Raw genomic sequence first — 19,299 nt, 5'->3', positions numbered from 1 at the left:
ATGATAAGAGTGAAATTTTTATTAATATTTGGAATTGAGTCCATTGCCATAATTCTTGCAATAGTAGATATTATTCCTTATTTAAAAAAATATAAAATAGGAGTTAAATAAAACTCCTATTTTTATATATTATATTTTAATTTTAAATAAAAATTTGCTTCTGTAACTTTTTGATATGGAGAAACCCATAAGTTTCCTATACCTAAGGTTAATATTGCTAATATCCACCATCCAATAAAGGAAAGACCTAATACAAAGAACTCCCATTTATAGCCATACATAAGGTTAGAACTTTCTTTTAAACATTCTATTATTCCTTTATCGGGATCTTCAGCTAAAATATAAAAGGCTTGAGAATACATTAAAGCTACTATAATTCCAGGAATTAAAAGAAGTAATGATGCTAGTAATATAGCAATTCCCATTAAAATATGCAATCCAAGTGTTTTAAAAAATATTTTAAATTGTGAAAATAAATCTGTAAATTTAGGTTCTTCTTTATTTGTTGTAAAGTTTAAAAGAAATTTACTCAATCCAACAGATATAACACCACCAAAAATTAAGGTAATTAAATTTAATGTAAAAGTTAAATTTTCTGAAACTTCTATTACGAAGTCAAGTCCTCTCAACATATTAGTAGAGCTAATAATTAAATCTGCAACAAGTATGGTTATTATTGCCAGTCCCCAACGACCTTTTAATTGTTCTTTGGCTCTAGATTTTAATTCAGATCGATTCATTTTAGACCTCCTAAATTTGTTTTAATATTATTATACAATATTTTAAAATGTATTTAATGGGCTTTTGAAAAAAAAGTTGAATTTTCAGAAAAATATCTTTATATAGATTATTTAAGTAAGAGTAATAATCTATAATAAACTATACTTTAATATTAAGTATCTAATAAGCTAAAAAGAAATTAAAAGCTATACGATTTAATTTTATATTTTTAAGAGATATAAATATTTAAAAATATATTTACAAACATTACATTATACTGTAATATATACTATATAAAATAGTAGAAAATATCTAGGGGGATAAAAATGGAGAATATAAGAAATATTACACCAAAAAAAGGATCATTTTTAAAATATTTAGGATGGTTAATTACAGCTTATATAGTATCAGGAATATTTTTAGCTTTTAATAGTAGTTTAATATTAGACATTACATTAAGTTCATTTTATATTGTAGGAGTATTTGTTGTAGTAACAGCAATTTATGCTTTTTTTACATTTAATAAGAAATATGGACTAGCAGCAGTAATAGTAGCTGTAATTTATATCTTATCATTAGTAGTATTTAGTCCTATAGTTAGCTATAAAGATCATAGAGAATTAATTGGTAATGTTGAAGGTGTTGAATTTAGTAATGAAATTCAGCATATAGATTTAAAGCAATTACCAACTATAGATAAAGAAGTAGCATATAAGTTGGCAGATAAAAAATTAGGAGAGATACCTAGCTTAGGAAGCCAAGTAACTATAGGAGATTTAACATTGCAAAGCATAGATGGACAACTTTACTACGTTGCGCCATTAGAGCATTCATCATTATTTAAATGGTTTACTAACAGAGAAGGAACAACAGGATATATAAAGGTAAGTGCAACAAATGAAAGTGATGTTCAATTAGTAACAGAAGTAAATGGAAAAGACATTAAAATTAAGTATTTAGAATCAGCTTATCTTTTTAGTGATTTGCGTAGAGCAACTTACCTTAGAGATATGAAAGCCGGACATACTGATTTTACTTTTGAATTAGATGATGAAGGAAATCCATATTGGGTTGTTACTAGGTATGATAATGCTATTGGAATAACAGAAGCAAAAGCTATAGGTGTACTTGTATTAGATGCTGAGACAGGAGAGTCTAATGTTTATGGAATAGAAGATGCTCCAAAATGGATAGATAGAATTCAACCAGATAGATATATAAAAAATTATATAGATAAGTGGGGAGAACTTGTTCATGGGGTATTTAATTTTGGTGATAAAGATAAATTAAAGTCTACAGAGGGAATGAACTTAATATTTAATAATGATGAATGTTATTATTTTACTGGAGTAACATCTGTAGGAAATGATGAAGGGTTAGTAGGATTTACTTTAACTAATACAAGAACTGGGGAAACAAGCTTGTATAAAACATCAGGAGCAACAGAAACTGCAAGTATGAAATCTGCAGAAGGTAAAGTTCAACAATATGGATATACAGCAACTTTACCATATTTAATAAATATACAAAATGAACCAACTTATTTCATGACTTTAAAAGATTCTAATGGATTAGTTAAGCAATATGCTATGGTAAATGTTAAAAACTATAATATAGTGGGAGTTGGAGATTCATTGCAATCAACTCTTAATAAATATTTAGAAGGATTAACTAATACTAATATTTCCCTTGAAGGAAGTAATAGTGAGGAAACATTAGAAGGTGAAATTGAAAGAATTGGATTAGTTGTGAAGGATGGAACTAGTATTTATGATATAAAGATTAAAGGAAGTAATAATATATTTTCAGTTTCAACAGAAACATCAAGAGAAGTTTCATTAAGTTCTGTTGGTGATAAGATAGTAGTTAAATTTATAAAAGTTGGAGATGGAAAATTTATATTAACCAATTCATTTGAAAATATCACTTTAGAGGGTACACAAAACTAATAGAATTTAAGGGGCCATGAGTTAAATCGCAATTAATTCATAGCCTCTTTTTATTACTTTAAAACTAGTAATATAATATTTTATATTTAATAATTATTTTGTTAATAAAATTGGTAATATAATTTAAATTTAACACATAAAATGTTTAGAACATTATATGAGAAAGTTTTATATAGAGGTGTTAAATGAAGATAAAAGTAGATATATATTCAGGATTTTTAGGAGCGGGGAAAACCTTTCTTATGAAAAAGCTTATTACCGAAGGTGCATATGAAAAAAATATAGCAATTATAGAAAATGAGTTTGGTGAGGTAAGCATTGATGCAGCTATACTTAGACAATCTAGTATAGAAGTAAAGGAAATAAATTCAGGCTGTATTTGCTGCCAAGTTACTGGTGATTTTAAGGAAGCTGTTTTAGAAGTAATAGAAAAATATAATCCAGGTAGAATAATTGTTGAACCTTCAGGGGTTGCAAAATTAACAGATATAATAAAAGTATTTAAAGAAGAAAAATTAAAAGAAAAATCAGAAGTTGATAATATAATTACTGTTATTGATCCTGAAAAATTTGATATGTATATTAATAATTTTAAAGATTTTTATGAAGATCAAATATTAAATACTAAGAAAATAGTTTTAAGTAGAGTTCAAAAGTTAGATTATGAAAAGGTACAAGAGGTAGTTTCAAAAATAAGAAAATTAAATAGACGAGCAGTTATTATTAGTGAAGATTGGAGAAAGATAAGGGGAAAGGATATATTAGATCAAAAGGACTATGAAAGTTTAAATATAAAGGGTAGTAGCTTATTTAAGCCTAGATTAAGTAAAAAGGAAGAAGGGTTCGAGAAAGCTGATGAGGTTTTTGAAACTTTTGCAATATATCCTAATTCTAAGGTATCTAAATCAGAATTAATATCAAAGTTTAAATTTATATCTTCATCAAAAAACTATGGGGATGTGTTAAGAGCTAAGGGTATCGTTAAACTTATAGATGGAAGTTATGGGCAGTTTGACTTTGTAAAAGATGAATTTGATATTAGAGAAATAAAAGGTAATAAAAGTAATGTAATATCTTTTATAGGTATTAAACTAAACAAAGAAGAGCTAAAAGGACTTTTTAAATGAGGCTAATAAAATGAAGTGTAAGCTAGAAGTTGTAAGCGGATTTTTAGGAGCAGGAAAAACATCTTTTATAAATTCATATTTGACTACAGAAATGTGTAGTAAACAAGAAATATTAGTAGTTTTTCTAGAAAGAGGATCTACTAATATTGAAAAAGGATTTGAGAATGTAAAGACAGTTTATTTGAATAATTGTAATAATATAGAAAGCACTTTACTAGATGAAATAAAATATAAAAAGTACGATAAGATAATCATAGAATTTAATGGAACTTATACTTTAAATGTAATTGCTGATCTTATTAAGAATAAGGAAATTAAAGAAAAAATAAATTTCTATGGTAATTATTATATAGGAGAGTCAAGTAACTTAGAAGTTTATTTAAAAAATATGGGAGAACTTATAATACCGTTTATACAATCAAGTAAAATTATTGTTTTAAACAATTTAAATTCTATAGATGAAGAAAAAAGAGAAAGTTTAAAAAATATACTTGAAAGTATTAATCTTACTGCACCAATTATATGTTCTTTAAGCATAAATAATTTAGAAGAAGATTTAAAATCAAGTAGTTATTTTAAAGAAAGCATATTGACTAGGAGAATTAGAACTCTTCTTAATAAGGAGGGAAGATAAAGGGTGAGTATTGGGTTGGAAAAATGGGCTAACACATTTATTAGTATGATTTTAGAGGCATTACCTTTTATATTAATTGGAGCTATTGTTTCAGCAGTAATACAAATGTATATTTCAGAAGAATTAGTAAAAAAACTCCTTCCTAAAAATAGATTTATTTCAATAATATTTGCAGCATTTGCTGGAGTTTTTATTCCAATATGCGAATGTGCTATAGTACCTATTGCAAAAAGCTTAATTAAAAAAGGAGTACCTGTAGGAGTTTCAATAGTATTTATGCTTTGTGTTCCTATTGTTAATCCAGTAGTTATGGCATCAACTTTTTATGCATTCAATGATATAGGAGTTGTTTTGATAAGAGTATTTGGTGGAATATTATGTGCCATAATTATAGGAATTTTAATAGATTTATTAACAAATAAAAGAAAAGAAATTATAAAAAATACTTCTGATTATGAAAATTTATGTGACTGTGGTTGTGTAGTAACAGATTATTTTTACAACAAATCAAAAATAAGATTATGTTTAGAACATGCTAATAAGGAGTTTTCAAATATATTAAAGTACTACATATTTGGGTCTTTTCTATCGAGTATATTTATAACTATAGTTGATGAAACTATGCTAAATAATATGGCAAATGGAAAGTATTTAGCTATAATTGTAATGATGTTACTTTCATTCTTACTTTCTTTATGTTCAGAAGCTGATGCATTTATAGCAAAAGGGTTTTTAGAACATTTTGGAATACCTGCTATTTCTGGATTTTTGATACTTGGACCAATGATAGATTTAAAAAATGCTATTATAGTTGGATCGTATTTTAAAAAGGGATTTACAATTAAACTTATTACCTTAATTGTTTTAGTTGTACTAGCATTTTCTGTAAGTTTAACAATAATCATATAGGAGGTAATATGAAGAAATTTAATATAGATGAATTTATATGGTTATTAATATTAATTCTTTTAACTGCTTTTATTGGTTATTTAATGCTATCAGGGTATATATATAATTTTTTAAGTCCTAAAACTGCTAAAAATTTATATATAGCTTTAGCAATACTACCTATTTTAATTATAGTTCAAATATTTAAAGTTATAAGCTTCAATACGAGAAAAGACAATTCAATTAGTTATATACCTATAATATTTACTTTAGCAATTGGAGTTTTTATATTATTAAATGACTTGGTTTCTCAGGAACAATTTAATATAAATGATTATAAGTTTAAAAGCTCAGTAGCAAATCAAGCAATAGAAATATCTAATGAAAATCATCATATAATTGAAGAAATTAGTGAGAATGGACAAGATTATTTAGGAAAGTATATAATATACACTGGATTTGTACACAACCACAATAGAGAAGAAAAATTTATTTTAGCAAGAGAAGAAATGAACTGCTGTGTAGCAGATTCAGTAATAATAGGATTGAATTCAATTTGTAAAGATACTTTAAATGAAGGCCAATGGATTAAGGCACTAGGGAAAATAGAGTACGATGGAGAATACTACTTTAACATAGAGGAATATATAAAGGTGAAGCCACCAAATAACCAATATTTTTAACAAAAAATGACTAGTTATAGATTTATTTTATAACTAGTCATTTTACTTATAATTAATCAGGCTCAACATGAATAATAACATCTATTTTTTTCCCTAGTCTATAAGATAAAGTATCTTCAACTTTATGAACAAGGATATGTGCTTCGTCAACGCTTAATTTAGAGTCGACTTTTATGTGCATATCTAAGAATACACAATCTTTATATCCTCTAGATCTAATATTGTGAACATTTTTAATATCATCGAATTCATCTAAAATATCAACAACAACTTCTTCATCTAATATTACTTTATCTGTTAAAGAAGAAAGATTATCTCTAAATATTTCGTAGGATGCATGAAGAATAAAGAAAGCGACAACAAAAGATACAATAGTATCGATTATAGGAGGAAATCCGAGTTTTACAGAAAATAAGGCTATAAGTACTCCAATGGAAACAAAAATATCACTCTTGGTATGAAGAGAATCAGCTATTAATAGTTGGCTATTAAGCTTTTGGCCTTGATTACCTTCATAAAAGGCAACAAATATATTAATAAATAAAGTTATTAATATAATAATTAAACTTTCTAGACTAACTTCTAATGTAGAAGGATTAAATAATTTGCTAATAGAAGATTTAATAACATTAAAAGATATAAATAGAAGCATTGTACCTATAAACATACTTGCAATTGTTTCGAATTTTTTATGACCATATGGATGATCGGTATCTTTAGGCTTTGAAGCCATAACAATTCCGATTATTCCTACAATATTCGATGCAGCATCCGAAATTGAATGAAAGCCATCAGCCATCACACTAGAACTATTAATAACTAATCCAACTACTATCTTTGATAATGCAACAACTATATTGGCAATTAATATCACTAATAATATAATCTTAACTTTTTTATAATTAGACTCTATTTTAGTCCTCTCCCTTACAAATAATCTATAAATTCATTTTATTCCTACAAAATATAAAAGTTACAATGAAATAAAAAATGTAAAATAAAAGAATTTAGTGTAAATAAATATTAACTTCACAAATTAGGGGGAATGGGGAAGATTTAATTATTGGTAAGGTATTTATAAATAAATTTTGGTTAAACTAAAAGTAAAATTAGTGAAGGTCGGTGTATTTTTGTGACTATAATAAATTTTACTTTATTTAATTTTATATTATATTCAATAGTAGGTTGGATAATTGAAGGTGTTTACAGTTATATAATAACTGGAAATTTTAAAAAAGAAGGTTTTATGAAAGGACCATATAAGCCGATGTACGGCATTGCTTTTACTATTTTAGTATTGTGTAATAAATATTTTAATTTTAACATTAGTATAACTCTTATATTATTTTTAATAGTTCCAACAAGTGTAGAATTTATAAGTGGATATCTATTAAAAGAAATATTTAATAAAAAATACTGGGATTATTCTAAGTTAAAATATAACTATAAAGGTTTAATAACATTAAGATTTTCTTTATATTGGATGATATTATGTTATGTAGGGATTAATTTAGTTCAACCAACCATAAATAATATATATTTAAGTTTAGAAAAATTATTTAGAGTAACAAATTTAATTGGTTTTTTTGTAATGTTATTTGATTTAATAATAACTGTAAAAATACTTTATAGAAGCCCTATAATTCAAAATTAATCTTAAATAGATTTATAAAATAAATTCAAGGTTGCTTAATTCTTAGTATTTTTATATGATATAGTTATATAAATTAAATTAATTAATAAGGAGAAGATTATGTCATTTGAAAAATTAGATATAAAAGATACAGAAGTTAAAGATGGTAGGAGTTGTGTAATTTTATGTAACTTTAATGCAAAAGAAATTAAAACAGTAAGTAATCTTGCTGGAATGATAGGCATTAGAGATAAAATTATTTTAAGTTATAAAAATGGAAACTCAATTGTAAAAGATGTACTAGAAGGAAACATATTAAATGATTCAGAAGATGGAATAAAGAATAAAGCAATTATATTTAATAATATTCCTGGTGCTAAAATGGGAATATTCATTGAAAACTTAAAGAAATTTAGAGTTAATAATGTTTTAAAAGCAACAGTTACAGAAACATCAAGAGAATGGACCGTAAATGTGCTGTTGAAAAATTTAGTTGCTGAAAGAATAGCAATGAAAACAGGTAAAGACTTTGAACATGATGAAGAATAATACATTTTATGTTTTAATTCTTAGTTACAAGAGGAGATTATAAATGAGTGTTAAAAGAGAGGTTGAATTACAAACAATAACAACTAGATTTTTGAACCTTAAAAATTTAGGATTAGATGAAAAAACAATTATAAAATTACTTGAAATAAGTGAAGAAGATTTGGAAGATGTAAAGTCCAATTTAAATAAATAATTGAAGTAGGATATTATAAACATAAATATATAAAAATAGATATTGTAAACTAATATAGTTTACAATATCTATTTTTATATTTCAGACATAACAGCACAGCTAATAATCTAGGTCAGAGTGATATAGGTTTCAAAAAAGTAACTTATTCAATTATTCCAGATATTATGATATACTATCAAAAAAAGAAGAGGAGTGATGTCGTGAATTATTTTATTCTATTTTTAGAGGGAATAATAACATTTATTTCCCCATGCATATTACCTATGCTTCCTATATATGTTTCATATTTCATGGGAGGAAATGAAGATGGGAAGACAAATAAGGCTCTAATAAATTCAATTGGATTTGTAATTGGATTTTCAATTGTTTTTACAATTCTAGGTGGAGCTGCGGGAACTTTTGGAACATTTATACAAAGATATATGAAAACTTTTAATATTGTAGCAGGAGGATTATTAATTCTATTTGGATTAAATTATATTGGAGTTTTAAAAATATCATTTTTAGATAGAAGTTTTAAATTAAAAAATAAAAGTGATTTAAATAATCTTAATTTAACTTCGTCAGTATTATTTGGAGTTATTTTTGCAATAGGTTGGACACCATGTGTAGGAACTTTTCTAGGATCTGCTTTAATGATGGCTGCAAATAGTCAAGATTCAATGCAAGGGATATTTATGTTACTTACTTATAGTTTAGGTCTTGGAATTCCGTTTATAATATCAGCATTATTAATTGATACATTAAAGGGTGCTTTTACGTTCATTAAGAAAAATTATAAAATTATTAATACTATTTCAGGAATATTGTTAATTATAATAGGTATTTTAATGATGACAGGATACTTAAACTTATTATTATCATTACTTACATTTAATTAAGGAGGTAGAAACTTTGAATGATAAGAAAAAATTAATAACAATAATTATATCTTTAATTCTCTTAATTGTAATAGTAAAGTTTGGATATGGTTATTTAGCAGGTGAATATATGCCTATAGATAACACAACAAATGAAAATAGTTCTGCAGGTGTAAAGGCAGCTCCAGATTTTGAAGTTTATGATGAAGATGGAAATGCTATAAAGTTATCAGATTTTAAGGGTAAAAAGCCAGTTGTAGTAAATATATGGGCAAGTTGGTGTGGACCATGTAAAGAAGAAATGCCTTATTTTGAAGATGCTATGAAAAAGTATGGTGATGATGTTGAAATACTTATGGTAAATTTAACAGATGGTAAAAGAGAAACTAAAGAAAAAGCATTAAATTATTTAAAAGAAAATAATTTGGACATGAATATAGTATTTGATACAAAATTTAGTGCGGCAAATGCCTATGCTGTTCAAGCAATACCAAGAACTATATTTATAGATAGAGATGGGAATATAGTTAAAGACAATAAGGGATTAATTGATGAAAAATCACTAAATAATTATATTAAGAATCTTATAAAGTAAAGATTTTATAAATTCAAGAGGATTTTTAAGAATGAAAAATACTTTTTATGGGGTTGGAAAAGTCAAGTTAATAAATTTAGTTAAAGATGATTATTTTAAAGTAATATTTCCTAGTATATGTATATATGATAAATAAGTTTGTGATAAGCTTACAAACTTATTTATTAAGCTATATGTATATAAACCATATATTCTCCATTGTGAAATATAAGAGCTTTTTCATTTTCGGTATGATGATTTTATAAGTTTTGGGAATAGTTTTATTTAGTAATCCCATAAGCTAATCCATACTAAAATTCAGTATGTTTTAAATATATTTTAAGAGTTTTTATAATGTTTGTATATTAGGATATTTATTAAATAACATAGTCATGGTTTAAAATTAAATATTATATATTGAATTTTAAATAGTAATGATTTTAAAGAGAAAAGAAGCTTTTAGAAAATATTAAAGTAGCAAAGAAAGATATAAAAGATTAAATAAGTAGGCATATGAGATTATGAAATAAGCAAATATAGTTCTTGAAATTATAAATTATTATGATATAATAATTATTATTAGATAATAAATTTATATTTATTAGTAAGGGGAGTTTAATATGAATAATAGAGTGGAATTAATATATGAAAATAATGAGTATAGCGTTGCTGTTAATGGATCAGTAGTAAATAGAGATAAAGATTTAGAAAATGCTTTTTCACAATTTAAAAGTGTTATAAATAATAATAAAACTGCTGAAGCAAGAGCGTGGGATGATATAGTAGAAAAGTTTCAAGGATTAAATAATAAAGATTTAGAGATAAATTATGAATTTAGAACAATGAGTTATGGTAATATGAAGTATTTCTATAACATGGGCAAAGTATTTTACATGGCAAATGGTTCTATGATACCACTTATTGGAGGATATGAATTATTTAAGTTTGCTTTAACTGTAGTATGTAATGGAAATATAGAAAAGGCTAATAATTTTGTAGAATTCTGCAAGGATGTAATGTTAGCAAAAGTAAATTATAGAGTTACAGAAGCAAGTATAATAGTTTCTAGTGCAAGTTTTAATTATGGTTCGGCAGAATATAATTTTAATAGTGGGAAAATAAATAAAGGTGCTTCAATACTAAGTGGAAGTTTTGAAGAATTTAAGGATTATGTTTTAGATATAATAAAACCAATGTAAAAGGATGAGAGTTATCTCATCCTTTTTATTTGTTAGATTATACATAATGCTATATAATTATTGTGTAAAAATAATTATAAATAGGTTTAAGAGGTAAATATGACTTTAGAAAAGAAAATTACAAGACTTACGATTGGTATTTTTATTGCGGTTATATTGATTATAAGTGTTTTCTCTATAGCTATTATAAATAGTAAGGTATCTGAAGCAATAGGAAAAAGTTTAACTGATACTGCTTTTGTAGTGGCAACAAATCCTATGATTCAAAAGGAATTAGCTGATAAAGGAGATCCAACACATTTAAAAATCCAAAACTTTTCGGAAAGAGTAAGACTAAAAACAGGATTACTATTTATAACAGTAATGAATAATGAAGGGATTAGATATTCGCATCCCATTCCAGATAATATTGGAAGAAGATTTTTAGGTGGAGATGAAAAGTTAGTTTTAAGAGAAGGAGAAACATACGTATCTGAAGGAGAAGGACATTTAGGTAGATCTATAAGAGCTTTTGTACCAGTACATAAAGATGGTGTACAAGTTGGGGCTGTAGCTGTAGGAATGCTAAAAAGAGATTTAAGAGGCGAAGTTAAGGAATATATAAGAGGATTAATACCTGTATTTATAGGAGTTTTTATTATAATAATTTTTTTAGCAAAAAAGTTAGCTACTAACATAAAAGAAGATATATATGGATTAGAGCCAGAAGAAATAGCTATTCAATTAAGAGAAAAAGAATCTATTATTAATAATATAGAAGAGGGATTAATAGCAATAAATAATTTTGGATACATTACAGTGATAAATAATAAAGCTTCAGAAATACTTAAGATAAATTCGAATGATGAAATAGACAGTAAAATAATTAATTTATTATTTGAAGTTATGTATAGGAGAAGTAGAATATTTAATAGGGAAATAAGGTTAGAAAATAATATAATAATAATGGGGAATTTCTACAGTATTATTGGTGAGTATGGAAAGGTTGTAGGAGCAATTGCTAGCTTTCAAGATTTTACAAAGGTTCATAATATGGCAGAAGAGTTAACAGGAGTAAAGGAGTTAACTTGGAATTTAAGAGCTCAAAACCATGAATTTATGAATAAATTACATACAATAGCAGGATTAATACAATTAGATGAAACTGATAAAGCTTTAGAGTATATTTTCCATACAACAGAAACTAGAGGAATAATAACAGATAATTTAAGTAAAATAAAAGAGCCATCAATACAAGGATTATTATTTTCTAAATATAATAAGGCTGATGAAATGAAAATAAAATTTGAAGTTGATGAAAAATCATACTTAAAGTTTATTCCTAATAATATAAGAGTACAAGAGATATTGACTATTATAGGAAATCTCTTAGAAAACTCAATTGAAGAGCTTAAGGCAAGAGAAAATGGATATATATATATTGGAATCTTTCAAGAAGAAAAAATAAAAATAATAGTTAAAAATAATGGAGATAAAATTGCTGATAATACTAAGGAAGAAATATTTAAAAGAGGATTTAGTACAAAAGGAAATTTTAGGGGCCTTGGTCTATATAACATAAAAAATATTATAGAATCATTAAATGGCAGTTTAAAATTAACTTCAGATAAGATTACAACATGGGAGGTAGAAATATAGCAATGAATAAGATTAAGGTTTTTATTGTTGAAGATGACCCAATGGTAAAGGAAATAAATACGAGGTTTTTAGAAAAGCTTGAAGGCTTTATAGTTGTAGGAAATGCAAGTAGCATAGAAGAAGCAAAAGTAAAAATTATTAAAGAAAATGCGGATTTAATGTTATTAGATATATTTTTGCCAGATGGAAAAGGCATAGATTTATTAAAATGGATAAGAACTAAAGAAATAGCTATAGATACTATTTTAATTACTGCTGATAAATGTAAAGCTTCAGTTGATGAAGCTTTTAAATATGGTGCTATTGACTATTTAATAAAGCCATTTAAATTTGAGAGGTTTAAGGAAGCTTTGTCTAATTATAGGAATAGATTTATTGAATTAAAAAATATAGATAATATAAATCAAGATTATATAGATCAATATATATTAAATATTAATGCTAACTTTATAGATGAAGAAATACAAGAAAAAGAATTATGCAAAGGCTTGAGTAGAAAAACATATAATAAAATAGTTGATTATATGATCCAAAAAAATGGACAATATTTGACTGCAGAAGAAATTGCCAAAGGAAGTGGACTTGCTAGAGTAACTGCAAGAAGATATTTAGAAAAGATGGCTGAAGAAGGTAAAGTTGAAATAAATCAGGAGTATGGGAAAATAGGTAGACCAACAAATTATTATATACTTAAAAAATAAGACCAAAAAGACCAAAATAAACAATATGACCACAATATTGATTGTTTATTAATTAACAAATATACTAATGCTGAAAATAACTTAAAGATTAAGGGGAGAATGTTAAATGAAAAAGAAGGTTTTAGCATTAGTAATGTCGGCTTTAATTTTAGTTCCAACAGCTTTAGTTGGGTGTGGTGGAAAGAAAGAAACTGCTGATATAGTTGTAATAGGAGCTGGTGGAGCAGGATTATCTGCTGCTGTACAAGCTAAACAAGATGGAGTAGAAAACGTTGTTGTTTTAGAAAAGATGCCAATGGTAGGTGGAAATACTAATAGAGCTACAGGTGGATTAAATGCCGCTGAAACTGAACAACAAAAAGCAAAAGGTATAGAAGATTCAATACAAACTATGTATGATGATACTATGAAAGGTGGATATGAGAAAAATGATCCTGAATTAGTTGAAAAGTTATCAAATGAAGCTAAAGAGTCAGTTGCATGGTTAACTGAATTAGGTGCTGATTTATCAGATGTTGGTAGAATGGCAGGAGCTACAAATTATAGAACTCACAGACCAACAGGGGGAGCAGCTGTAGGAGCTCATTTAGTTGATACATTAAAAACAGCGGCAGAAGAAGAAAAAGTTGATCTAAGATTATGGAATGAAGCAAAGGAAATAGTTTTAGATAAAGACGGTAATGTTTCAGGAGTAAAGGTTACTGATAAAGAAGGAAAAGAATATATAATAAATACAAAGGCTGTAGTTATTGCAGCTGGGGGATTCTCAGCTAATCAAGAAATGGTAGTTAGTTATAAAGAGGATTTAAAAGGCTTTGCAACAACTAACCACAATGGAGCTACTGGAGATGGTATAGTTCTTGGGGAAAATGTTGGTGCTGATTTAGTAGACATGAAGGAAATTCAAACTCATCCAACAGTTGTTCCGGAAAAGGCTGTAATGGTAACAGAAGCTGTAAGAGGTAATGGAGCAATTCTTATTAACAAGGATGGTAAAAGATTTACAAATGAATTATTTACAAGAGATGTAGTTTCAAAGGCCATATTAGAACAAAAAGATGGAGTAGCTTACCTTTTCTTTGATGAAGGATTAAGAAAGAGCTTAAAAGCAACTGAGGAATACTTCAATATGGGATTAGTTACAGAAGCTGATTCAGTAGAAGAACTAGCAGAAAAATTATCAATAGATAAGAATATAATGGTTGAAACTATTAATAAGTATAACGAAGCAGTAGTGGCAAAAACAGATTCAGAATTTAGTAGAGAAGACCTTCCAAGACAATTAAATGAAGGAAAAGTATATGCAATACCTGTAACTCCAGCTGTGCACCATACAATGGGTGGATTAAAGATAAATACAAATGCTGAAGTTTTAAATAAAGATGGAAATGTAATTCCTGGTTTATTTGCAGCAGGAGAAGTAACTGGTGGAGTTCATGGTGGAAATAGATTAGGTGGAAATGCATTAGCTGATATAGTTACTTTTGGTAGAACAGCAGGAAAAAATGCAGCAACATTTATTAAATAAGATTTAATTGTAGGAGGAAGAAAAATGAAGAAAATAACTGCGATATTAAGTACGATAGTATTATCAGCAACTATTTTAGTTGGCTGTGGTGGTGGAAAATACACTGATGGAACATATACAGGTGAAGGTCAAGGAGCTTCTGGAGTAATAAAAGTAGAAGTGAAAGTTGAAAAAGGAAAGATATCTGAAGTAAATTTAGTTGAGCATAACGAAACTAAGACTTTAGTTGACGGTGTTAAAGATAATTTAGTTCCAGAAATAATTGAAAAACAAAGTACTGAAGGCGTTGAAGCTATATCAGGAGCAACTAATTCATCAAAAGGTGTAATAGAGGCTGTTAACAAAGCTTTAGAATCAGCAGTAAAATAAAAGTTATCCCTTATACTTTTGATATAGAAAATAGGTAGATTTTAATTCATAAAATCTACCTATTTTATATTGTTAGATTTGTATATTTACAATATGATATGTATATAACTATTATGAGATGTAATTGGGAGATAAGTTATGAATGATGGATATGAAAGCTTTGAATCAGACTTTAATATTTTTAGTAATAAGATATCTTTTTTGATGGAATCTAGAAACAAAGAAGAAATTATAAAGATAGTTAAAGAAAAGCATAAGTCAGAGGTTAAGGATGATGTTGATAAAGAGCATAAAAAAGATGATTTAATAATTTGGAATGCTGTATATACTAGAGAAATTATAAAAAATGGGATTGCTAAGAAATATCTTCATCCTATATATAATAGATTTTATAGGCAAATTAGAGATGCAAATAATATAAGTTCATTGCAGATTATTGAGATAAATATGATAAATGAATATTTAGATTTGCTAATTAATGATACAGAAATTACTGATAGCTTTACAGTAAACAAACTTTTACAGGCTCTTCATTTAAATATAGAAAATCATACTTCATTAGAAACTATATGTAATAACTTAAATATATCAGTAGGATATGCATCAACATGTTTTAAAAAGCATAAGGGAATATCAATAATGAAATATCTAAGAGAAATCAAAGTTGAAAGAGCTAAAGCTTTACTTTTAAGTACTGAAAAGAGCATATTAGAAATAAGTATATTATTAGGGTTTCATGATCAAAGTCATTTCGCGAATACCTTTAAAAAAATAGTTGGTATGTCACCATCGGAATTTAGAAATAAAAATTATTCAATATAATTACAATTAATTGAATTCGATTTAGTTTAATAATATAATTAAAAATAAGTATTTAAAAATAAGTATTTAAGAATAATATATATAAAGGGGGCATAAAAATGTCATTAGAATGGAGTTTGAAAGAACTATATCCATCATTTACTTCTAAAGAGTTTATTACAGATTTAAAGAAAGCAGATGAGGTGATAGAAGATCTTAAAAATTTTGCTAAGTCTACTGATGAAAAATCAGATGATTTAGTAAAATTAGAAGAATTAATAAATAAGCTAGAAAGCATAAATTTACTTATAAATAGAATAGGTGCCTTTGCAAACTTAACTTTAAGTACAGATTCAAAAAATCCAGAAGGAAGAAAGTATTTAGATATTATAAATTCTAAATATAGTCTTTTAGCAGAGCCATTAACAAAGATTTATAAATGGATAGCAAATATAAAAGATATAGACACTTTAATAAATTCATCAAGTTTATTAAGTAGACATAAATTTTTTATAAATGAAATAATAGAAAAAAATAAATATATGCTAAGTGAAAAAGAAGAAGCTATAATTGCTAAAATGAGAAATACAGGTTCTGATGCTTGGTCAAATTATAAAGATTATTTAATATCAACACATAAGGTTGATATTAATATTGATAATGAAGATAAGTCATTACCACTGACTGTTGTATTAAATATGGCATATAGTCCAGATGCTGATTTAAGAAAAAAAGCTTATGAAGCAGAAATCAAATCATATGAAAAAGTAGAAGAAGGAGTTGCAGCAGCCTTAAATGGAATTAAAGGAGAAGTTTTAACTACTTCTGAACTTAAGGGCTATAAATCTCCTCTTCATATGACATTAGAAGAATCTAGGATGGATGAAGAAATTTTAAATGCAATGCTTACTGCTATAAAAGAAAGCTTACCTTCTTTTAGAAAATATTTAAGAAGAAAAGCAGAAATTTTAGGACATAAGAATGGATTACCATTTTATGATTTGTATGCACCAGTTATAAATAAAGAAATGAAGTTTTCTTATGAAGAAGGAAAAGTATTTGTAGAAAAGAACTTTAGAAGTTTTAGCGATAATTTAGCTGACTTTGTGATTAATGCATTTAATAATAATTGGATAGATGTTATGCCTAAAGAAGGTAAAGTTGGTGGGGCATTTTGTGAAAGTATAAAAGATATAAATGAAAGTAGAATATTATTAAATTATGGTAATAGCTTTAGTGATGTTGTAACTATGGCTCATGAGCTTGGACACGGATTCCATAGTCACTGTTTAAGAAATGAAACTGCATTAAATTCAGAATATCCAATGACATTAGCAGAAACAGCATCTAATTTCTGTGAAATATTAGTAAAAAGAGGAGCTGTTAAAAGCGCAACTAAGGAAGAGGCCTTTGCTATCTTAGAAGCAGAAATATCTGATTGCAACCAGGTAATAGTTGATATATATTCAAGGTTTTTATTTGAAAGTGAAATTTTTGAAAAGAGAAAAGAAAGCTCTCTTTCAGTAGAAGAAATTAATAATGCTATGTTAAATGCTCAAAAAGAAGCTTATGGAGATGGTCTTGATAATAACTTCTTGCATAAATATATGTGGACTTGGAAGCCTCATTATTATTATGCAACAGCTAACTTCTATAACTTCCCATATGCCTTTGGAAATCTATTTGCAAAAGGATTATATGCTGAATATTTAAAGAGAGGCGAAAGCTTCTGCAAGGAATATGAAGAATTATTAGCTGTTACAGGAAAAGAAAAAGTAGCAGATGTAACAAAAATAATGAATATAGATGTTCATGATGTTAATTTCTGGAGAAATTCTTTAAAGCTTATTGAAGAAGATATAGAGAGATTTATTTCTTTAAGTTACGAAATAAAATAAATTTAAATTTTAAGGGATATTTAAAGTGTTTTTAAATATCCCTTAATTTCATTTTAATATTAAGTATCTATGTAATAAATTTATAAGACTAATAGATATTTAATAACTGTGTTTGAATTAGTTTTATTATATATTAATGTAAGTTTATTTGAACTATTTCACTTCTACTTCCTATTCTTATAGGAGGTCCCCAAGTACCATATCCAGAAGAAACCACAACATTTAAGTTATCTTTCTTTAAATAACCATAATCTATCTCAAACAATTTATTTGTAATTAAATTTCCAGGAACAATTTGCCCTTTATGAGTATGGCCAGAAAGTTGTAAATCAATATTAGCATTTAAGCTTTCATATATATATTTAGGATTATGATCTATTACAATCATAGCTTTAGATTTATCAAGATTATATGTTAAATCTAATAAAGAAGATCTATCATTTTCTGAAAATCTGTTTATAGTAATATCATCTCTGCCTATTATATAAAGACTATCATTTATTAAAACAGATTCATCTCTTAAAACTTTTACAGAATTTTCTTCAAGTACACTTACTATTTTATTTTCAGCTTTAGTCATTAAATCATGATTGCCAAGTGCTGCATAAGTACCATATGTAGATTTAATTTTTGAAAATTCAATTCCCATATTATTATCTAAAAATGGTTTTATATCACTATCTATAATATCTCCAGCAATTATTACTATATCAGGATTTAAAGCATTAATTTCTTTCACCATATTAGAAAGTCTTTTATTTTTAATTATATTTCCTAAATGTATATCAGATACCATAACTACATTTATAGGTTCTTCAAAAACTTGCTTATCTATATCTATATCAAAAGATTTTACATAAGAACTTTTAGCATTAAAGCTTCCAATTATAGTTATTATAATAAAAATTATAGTAATTAATATAGTTTGATAAATATAATATTTATCAGTTAAGTTATTTGATAAACGTGACTTATTAACTATTATATTTATGATTCCTATAATAGGAAAAGTTAATAAAGTGTACATTAACAATCCCATCCAATACGAGCCAGCTAAATAAAGAAGGTTAGTTAAATTAGGAGATATAAATTTATTAAGTAACATTGAAATTATATATGATAAAGCTAAAGCCCAAAATATAACCCAAAAGATTAATGGAGAAATTTTAAAAATATAATTAAATCCATTGAGCATTTTTCTACCTATATAATAATTTATAAAAAAATATAAAAGTGAAAATAAAATAAAAATAAATATATATTTAACTTTCAATTAAATCAACTCCAGCAGATAATTTTTAGATTATTATAACATAACAGTATTTTCAAACCAACCAAAATAATGGAATAGTGAA

The 19,299-nt window shown here is 26.0% G+C and carries 20 protein-coding genes; 17 read left to right on the top strand and 3 right to left on the bottom strand.

Annotation, left to right across the window (positions count from 1 at the left end; all coding sequences use genetic code 11):
* Window positions 1-122: 122 nt before the first annotated feature.
* Complete coding sequence (locus tag J7M87_RS15325) at window positions 123-740, bottom strand: DUF975 family protein (RefSeq protein ID WP_291652213.1); 618 nt, start codon at window positions 738-740, stop codon at window positions 123-125.
* Between the two features lie 306 nt (window positions 741-1,046).
* On the opposite strand from J7M87_RS15325, the gene J7M87_RS15320 reads away from it, so the two are divergent.
* From J7M87_RS15320 to J7M87_RS15300, 5 genes are all read left to right on the top strand, one after another.
* Window positions 1,047-2,669 (top strand): cell shape-determining protein, encoded by a 1,623-nt coding sequence (locus J7M87_RS15320; RefSeq protein ID WP_291652211.1) that lies wholly within the window; start codon window positions 1,047-1,049, stop codon window positions 2,667-2,669.
* A 185-nt stretch (window positions 2,670-2,854) separates the two neighbouring features.
* On the top strand, window positions 2,855-3,796 hold the full coding sequence (locus J7M87_RS15315; protein WP_291652209.1) for a GTP-binding protein: 942 nt from the start codon (window positions 2,855-2,857) through the stop codon (window positions 3,794-3,796).
* A gap of 10 nt (window positions 3,797-3,806) precedes the next feature.
* Window positions 3,807-4,430 carry a GTP-binding protein gene (locus J7M87_RS15310; protein WP_291652207.1) on the top strand — a complete coding sequence of 208 codons (624 nt, stop codon included), beginning with the start codon at window positions 3,807-3,809 and terminating at the stop codon, window positions 4,428-4,430.
* Between the two features lie 3 nt (window positions 4,431-4,433).
* A complete protein-coding gene (locus tag J7M87_RS15305; protein ID WP_291652206.1) occupies window positions 4,434-5,339 on the top strand; it encodes a permease in 906 nt (301 codons plus the stop codon).
* A gap of 8 nt (window positions 5,340-5,347) precedes the next feature.
* Window positions 5,348-6,001 (top strand): membrane-spanning protein, encoded by a 654-nt coding sequence (locus tag J7M87_RS15300; RefSeq protein WP_291652204.1) that lies wholly within the window; start codon window positions 5,348-5,350, stop codon window positions 5,999-6,001.
* A gap of 52 nt (window positions 6,002-6,053) precedes the next feature.
* Here the strand turns inward: J7M87_RS15300 and J7M87_RS15295 are convergent, their stop codons facing one another.
* Window positions 6,054-6,875 carry a cation diffusion facilitator family transporter gene (locus J7M87_RS15295; protein WP_291652202.1) on the bottom strand — a complete coding sequence of 274 codons (822 nt, stop codon included), beginning with the start codon at window positions 6,873-6,875 and terminating at the stop codon, window positions 6,054-6,056.
* Window positions 6,876-7,133: 258 nt separating this feature from the next.
* Here J7M87_RS15295 and J7M87_RS15290 point away from each other — a divergent pair, with 258 nt between their 5' ends.
* The 12 genes from J7M87_RS15290 to J7M87_RS15235 all read left to right on the top strand — a co-directional run bounded on the left by J7M87_RS15290 (window position 7,134) and on the right by J7M87_RS15235 (window position 17,944).
* Window positions 7,134-7,655: a putative ABC transporter permease gene (locus tag J7M87_RS15290; RefSeq protein ID WP_291652200.1), complete on the top strand. Its 522-nt coding sequence runs from the start codon at window positions 7,134-7,136 to the stop codon at window positions 7,653-7,655.
* A gap of 99 nt (window positions 7,656-7,754) precedes the next feature.
* Complete coding sequence (locus tag J7M87_RS15285) at window positions 7,755-8,183, top strand: DUF3783 domain-containing protein (RefSeq protein ID WP_291652198.1); 429 nt, start codon at window positions 7,755-7,757, stop codon at window positions 8,181-8,183.
* Between the two features lie 43 nt (window positions 8,184-8,226).
* The gene (locus tag J7M87_RS15280; RefSeq protein WP_291652196.1) at window positions 8,227-8,376 is read left to right on the top strand and encodes a hypothetical protein; all 150 of its coding nucleotides are present in this window, start codon (window positions 8,227-8,229) and stop codon (window positions 8,374-8,376) included.
* Window positions 8,377-8,576: 200 nt separating this feature from the next.
* Window positions 8,577-9,257 carry a cytochrome c biogenesis CcdA family protein gene (locus J7M87_RS15275; protein WP_291652195.1) on the top strand — a complete coding sequence of 227 codons (681 nt, stop codon included), beginning with the start codon at window positions 8,577-8,579 and terminating at the stop codon, window positions 9,255-9,257.
* Between the two features lie 13 nt (window positions 9,258-9,270).
* Window positions 9,271-9,831: a TlpA disulfide reductase family protein gene (locus J7M87_RS15270; protein WP_291652193.1), complete on the top strand. Its 561-nt coding sequence runs from the start codon at window positions 9,271-9,273 to the stop codon at window positions 9,829-9,831.
* 599 nt (window positions 9,832-10,430) lie between these two features.
* On the top strand, window positions 10,431-11,009 hold the full coding sequence (locus tag J7M87_RS15265; protein ID WP_291652192.1) for a hypothetical protein: 579 nt from the start codon (window positions 10,431-10,433) through the stop codon (window positions 11,007-11,009).
* A 99-nt stretch (window positions 11,010-11,108) separates the two neighbouring features.
* On the top strand, window positions 11,109-12,647 hold the full coding sequence (locus J7M87_RS15260) for a sensor histidine kinase (RefSeq protein ID WP_291652191.1): 1,539 nt from the start codon (window positions 11,109-11,111) through the stop codon (window positions 12,645-12,647).
* A 2-nt stretch (window positions 12,648-12,649) separates the two neighbouring features.
* The gene (locus J7M87_RS15255; RefSeq protein WP_291652189.1) at window positions 12,650-13,348 is read left to right on the top strand and encodes a response regulator; all 699 of its coding nucleotides are present in this window, start codon (window positions 12,650-12,652) and stop codon (window positions 13,346-13,348) included.
* A 106-nt stretch (window positions 13,349-13,454) separates the two neighbouring features.
* A complete protein-coding gene (locus tag J7M87_RS15250; RefSeq protein ID WP_291652187.1) occupies window positions 13,455-14,876 on the top strand; it encodes a flavocytochrome c in 1,422 nt (473 codons plus the stop codon).
* Between the two features lie 24 nt (window positions 14,877-14,900).
* Entirely contained in the window at window positions 14,901-15,245 is a 345-nt protein-coding gene (locus J7M87_RS15245) for an FMN-binding protein (protein ID WP_291652186.1), read from the top strand.
* A 138-nt stretch (window positions 15,246-15,383) separates the two neighbouring features.
* A complete protein-coding gene (locus tag J7M87_RS15240; protein WP_291652184.1) occupies window positions 15,384-16,067 on the top strand; it encodes an AraC family transcriptional regulator in 684 nt (227 codons plus the stop codon).
* Window positions 16,068-16,165: 98 nt separating this feature from the next.
* Entirely contained in the window at window positions 16,166-17,944 is a 1,779-nt protein-coding gene (locus tag J7M87_RS15235) for a M3 family oligoendopeptidase (RefSeq protein ID WP_291652183.1), read from the top strand.
* A 133-nt stretch (window positions 17,945-18,077) separates the two neighbouring features.
* Here J7M87_RS15235 and J7M87_RS15230 read toward each other — a convergent pair whose 3' ends face one another.
* Window positions 18,078-18,971, bottom strand: coding sequence for a metallophosphoesterase (locus J7M87_RS15230; RefSeq protein WP_291652181.1), 894 nt, complete (start codon window positions 18,969-18,971; stop codon window positions 18,078-18,080).
* Window positions 18,972-19,299 lie beyond the last annotated feature (328 nt).

Origin of the sequence: Clostridium sp. (genome assembly GCF_017888565.1) — a bacterium.
Classification (GTDB): Bacteria; Bacillota; Clostridia; order Clostridiales; family Clostridiaceae; genus Clostridium.
The sequence above is the reverse complement of the archived record's forward strand: the minus strand, read 5'-3'. Positions and strand labels throughout refer to the sequence as shown.

Bases quoted from the DNA above. Each gene is read 5' to 3' on its own strand.
- J7M87_RS15325 (WP_291652213.1), bottom strand. From the start codon at position 740: ATGAATCGATCTGAATTAAAATCTAGAGCCAAAGAACAATTAAAAGGT.
- J7M87_RS15320 (WP_291652211.1), top strand. From the start codon at position 1,047: ATGGAGAATATAAGAAATATTACACCAAAAAAAGGATCATTTTTAAAA.
- J7M87_RS15315 (WP_291652209.1), top strand. From the start codon at position 2,855: ATGAAGATAAAAGTAGATATATATTCAGGATTTTTAGGAGCGGGGAAA.
- J7M87_RS15310 (WP_291652207.1), top strand. From the start codon at position 3,807: ATGAAGTGTAAGCTAGAAGTTGTAAGCGGATTTTTAGGAGCAGGAAAA.
- J7M87_RS15300 (WP_291652204.1), top strand. From the start codon at position 5,348: ATGAAGAAATTTAATATAGATGAATTTATATGGTTATTAATATTAATT.
- J7M87_RS15285 (WP_291652198.1), top strand. From the start codon at position 7,755: ATGTCATTTGAAAAATTAGATATAAAAGATACAGAAGTTAAAGATGGT.
- J7M87_RS15280 (WP_291652196.1), top strand. From the start codon at position 8,227: ATGAGTGTTAAAAGAGAGGTTGAATTACAAACAATAACAACTAGATTT.
- J7M87_RS15265 (WP_291652192.1), top strand. From the start codon at position 10,431: ATGAATAATAGAGTGGAATTAATATATGAAAATAATGAGTATAGCGTT.
- J7M87_RS15260 (WP_291652191.1), top strand. From the start codon at position 11,109: ATGACTTTAGAAAAGAAAATTACAAGACTTACGATTGGTATTTTTATT.
- J7M87_RS15255 (WP_291652189.1), top strand. From the start codon at position 12,650: ATGAATAAGATTAAGGTTTTTATTGTTGAAGATGACCCAATGGTAAAG.
- J7M87_RS15250 (WP_291652187.1), top strand. From the start codon at position 13,455: ATGAAAAAGAAGGTTTTAGCATTAGTAATGTCGGCTTTAATTTTAGTT.
- J7M87_RS15245 (WP_291652186.1), top strand. From the start codon at position 14,901: ATGAAGAAAATAACTGCGATATTAAGTACGATAGTATTATCAGCAACT.
- J7M87_RS15240 (WP_291652184.1), top strand. From the start codon at position 15,384: ATGAATGATGGATATGAAAGCTTTGAATCAGACTTTAATATTTTTAGT.
- J7M87_RS15235 (WP_291652183.1), top strand. From the start codon at position 16,166: ATGTCATTAGAATGGAGTTTGAAAGAACTATATCCATCATTTACTTCT.
- J7M87_RS15230 (WP_291652181.1), bottom strand. From the start codon at position 18,971: ATGTACACTTTATTAACTTTTCCTATTATAGGAATCATAAATATAATA.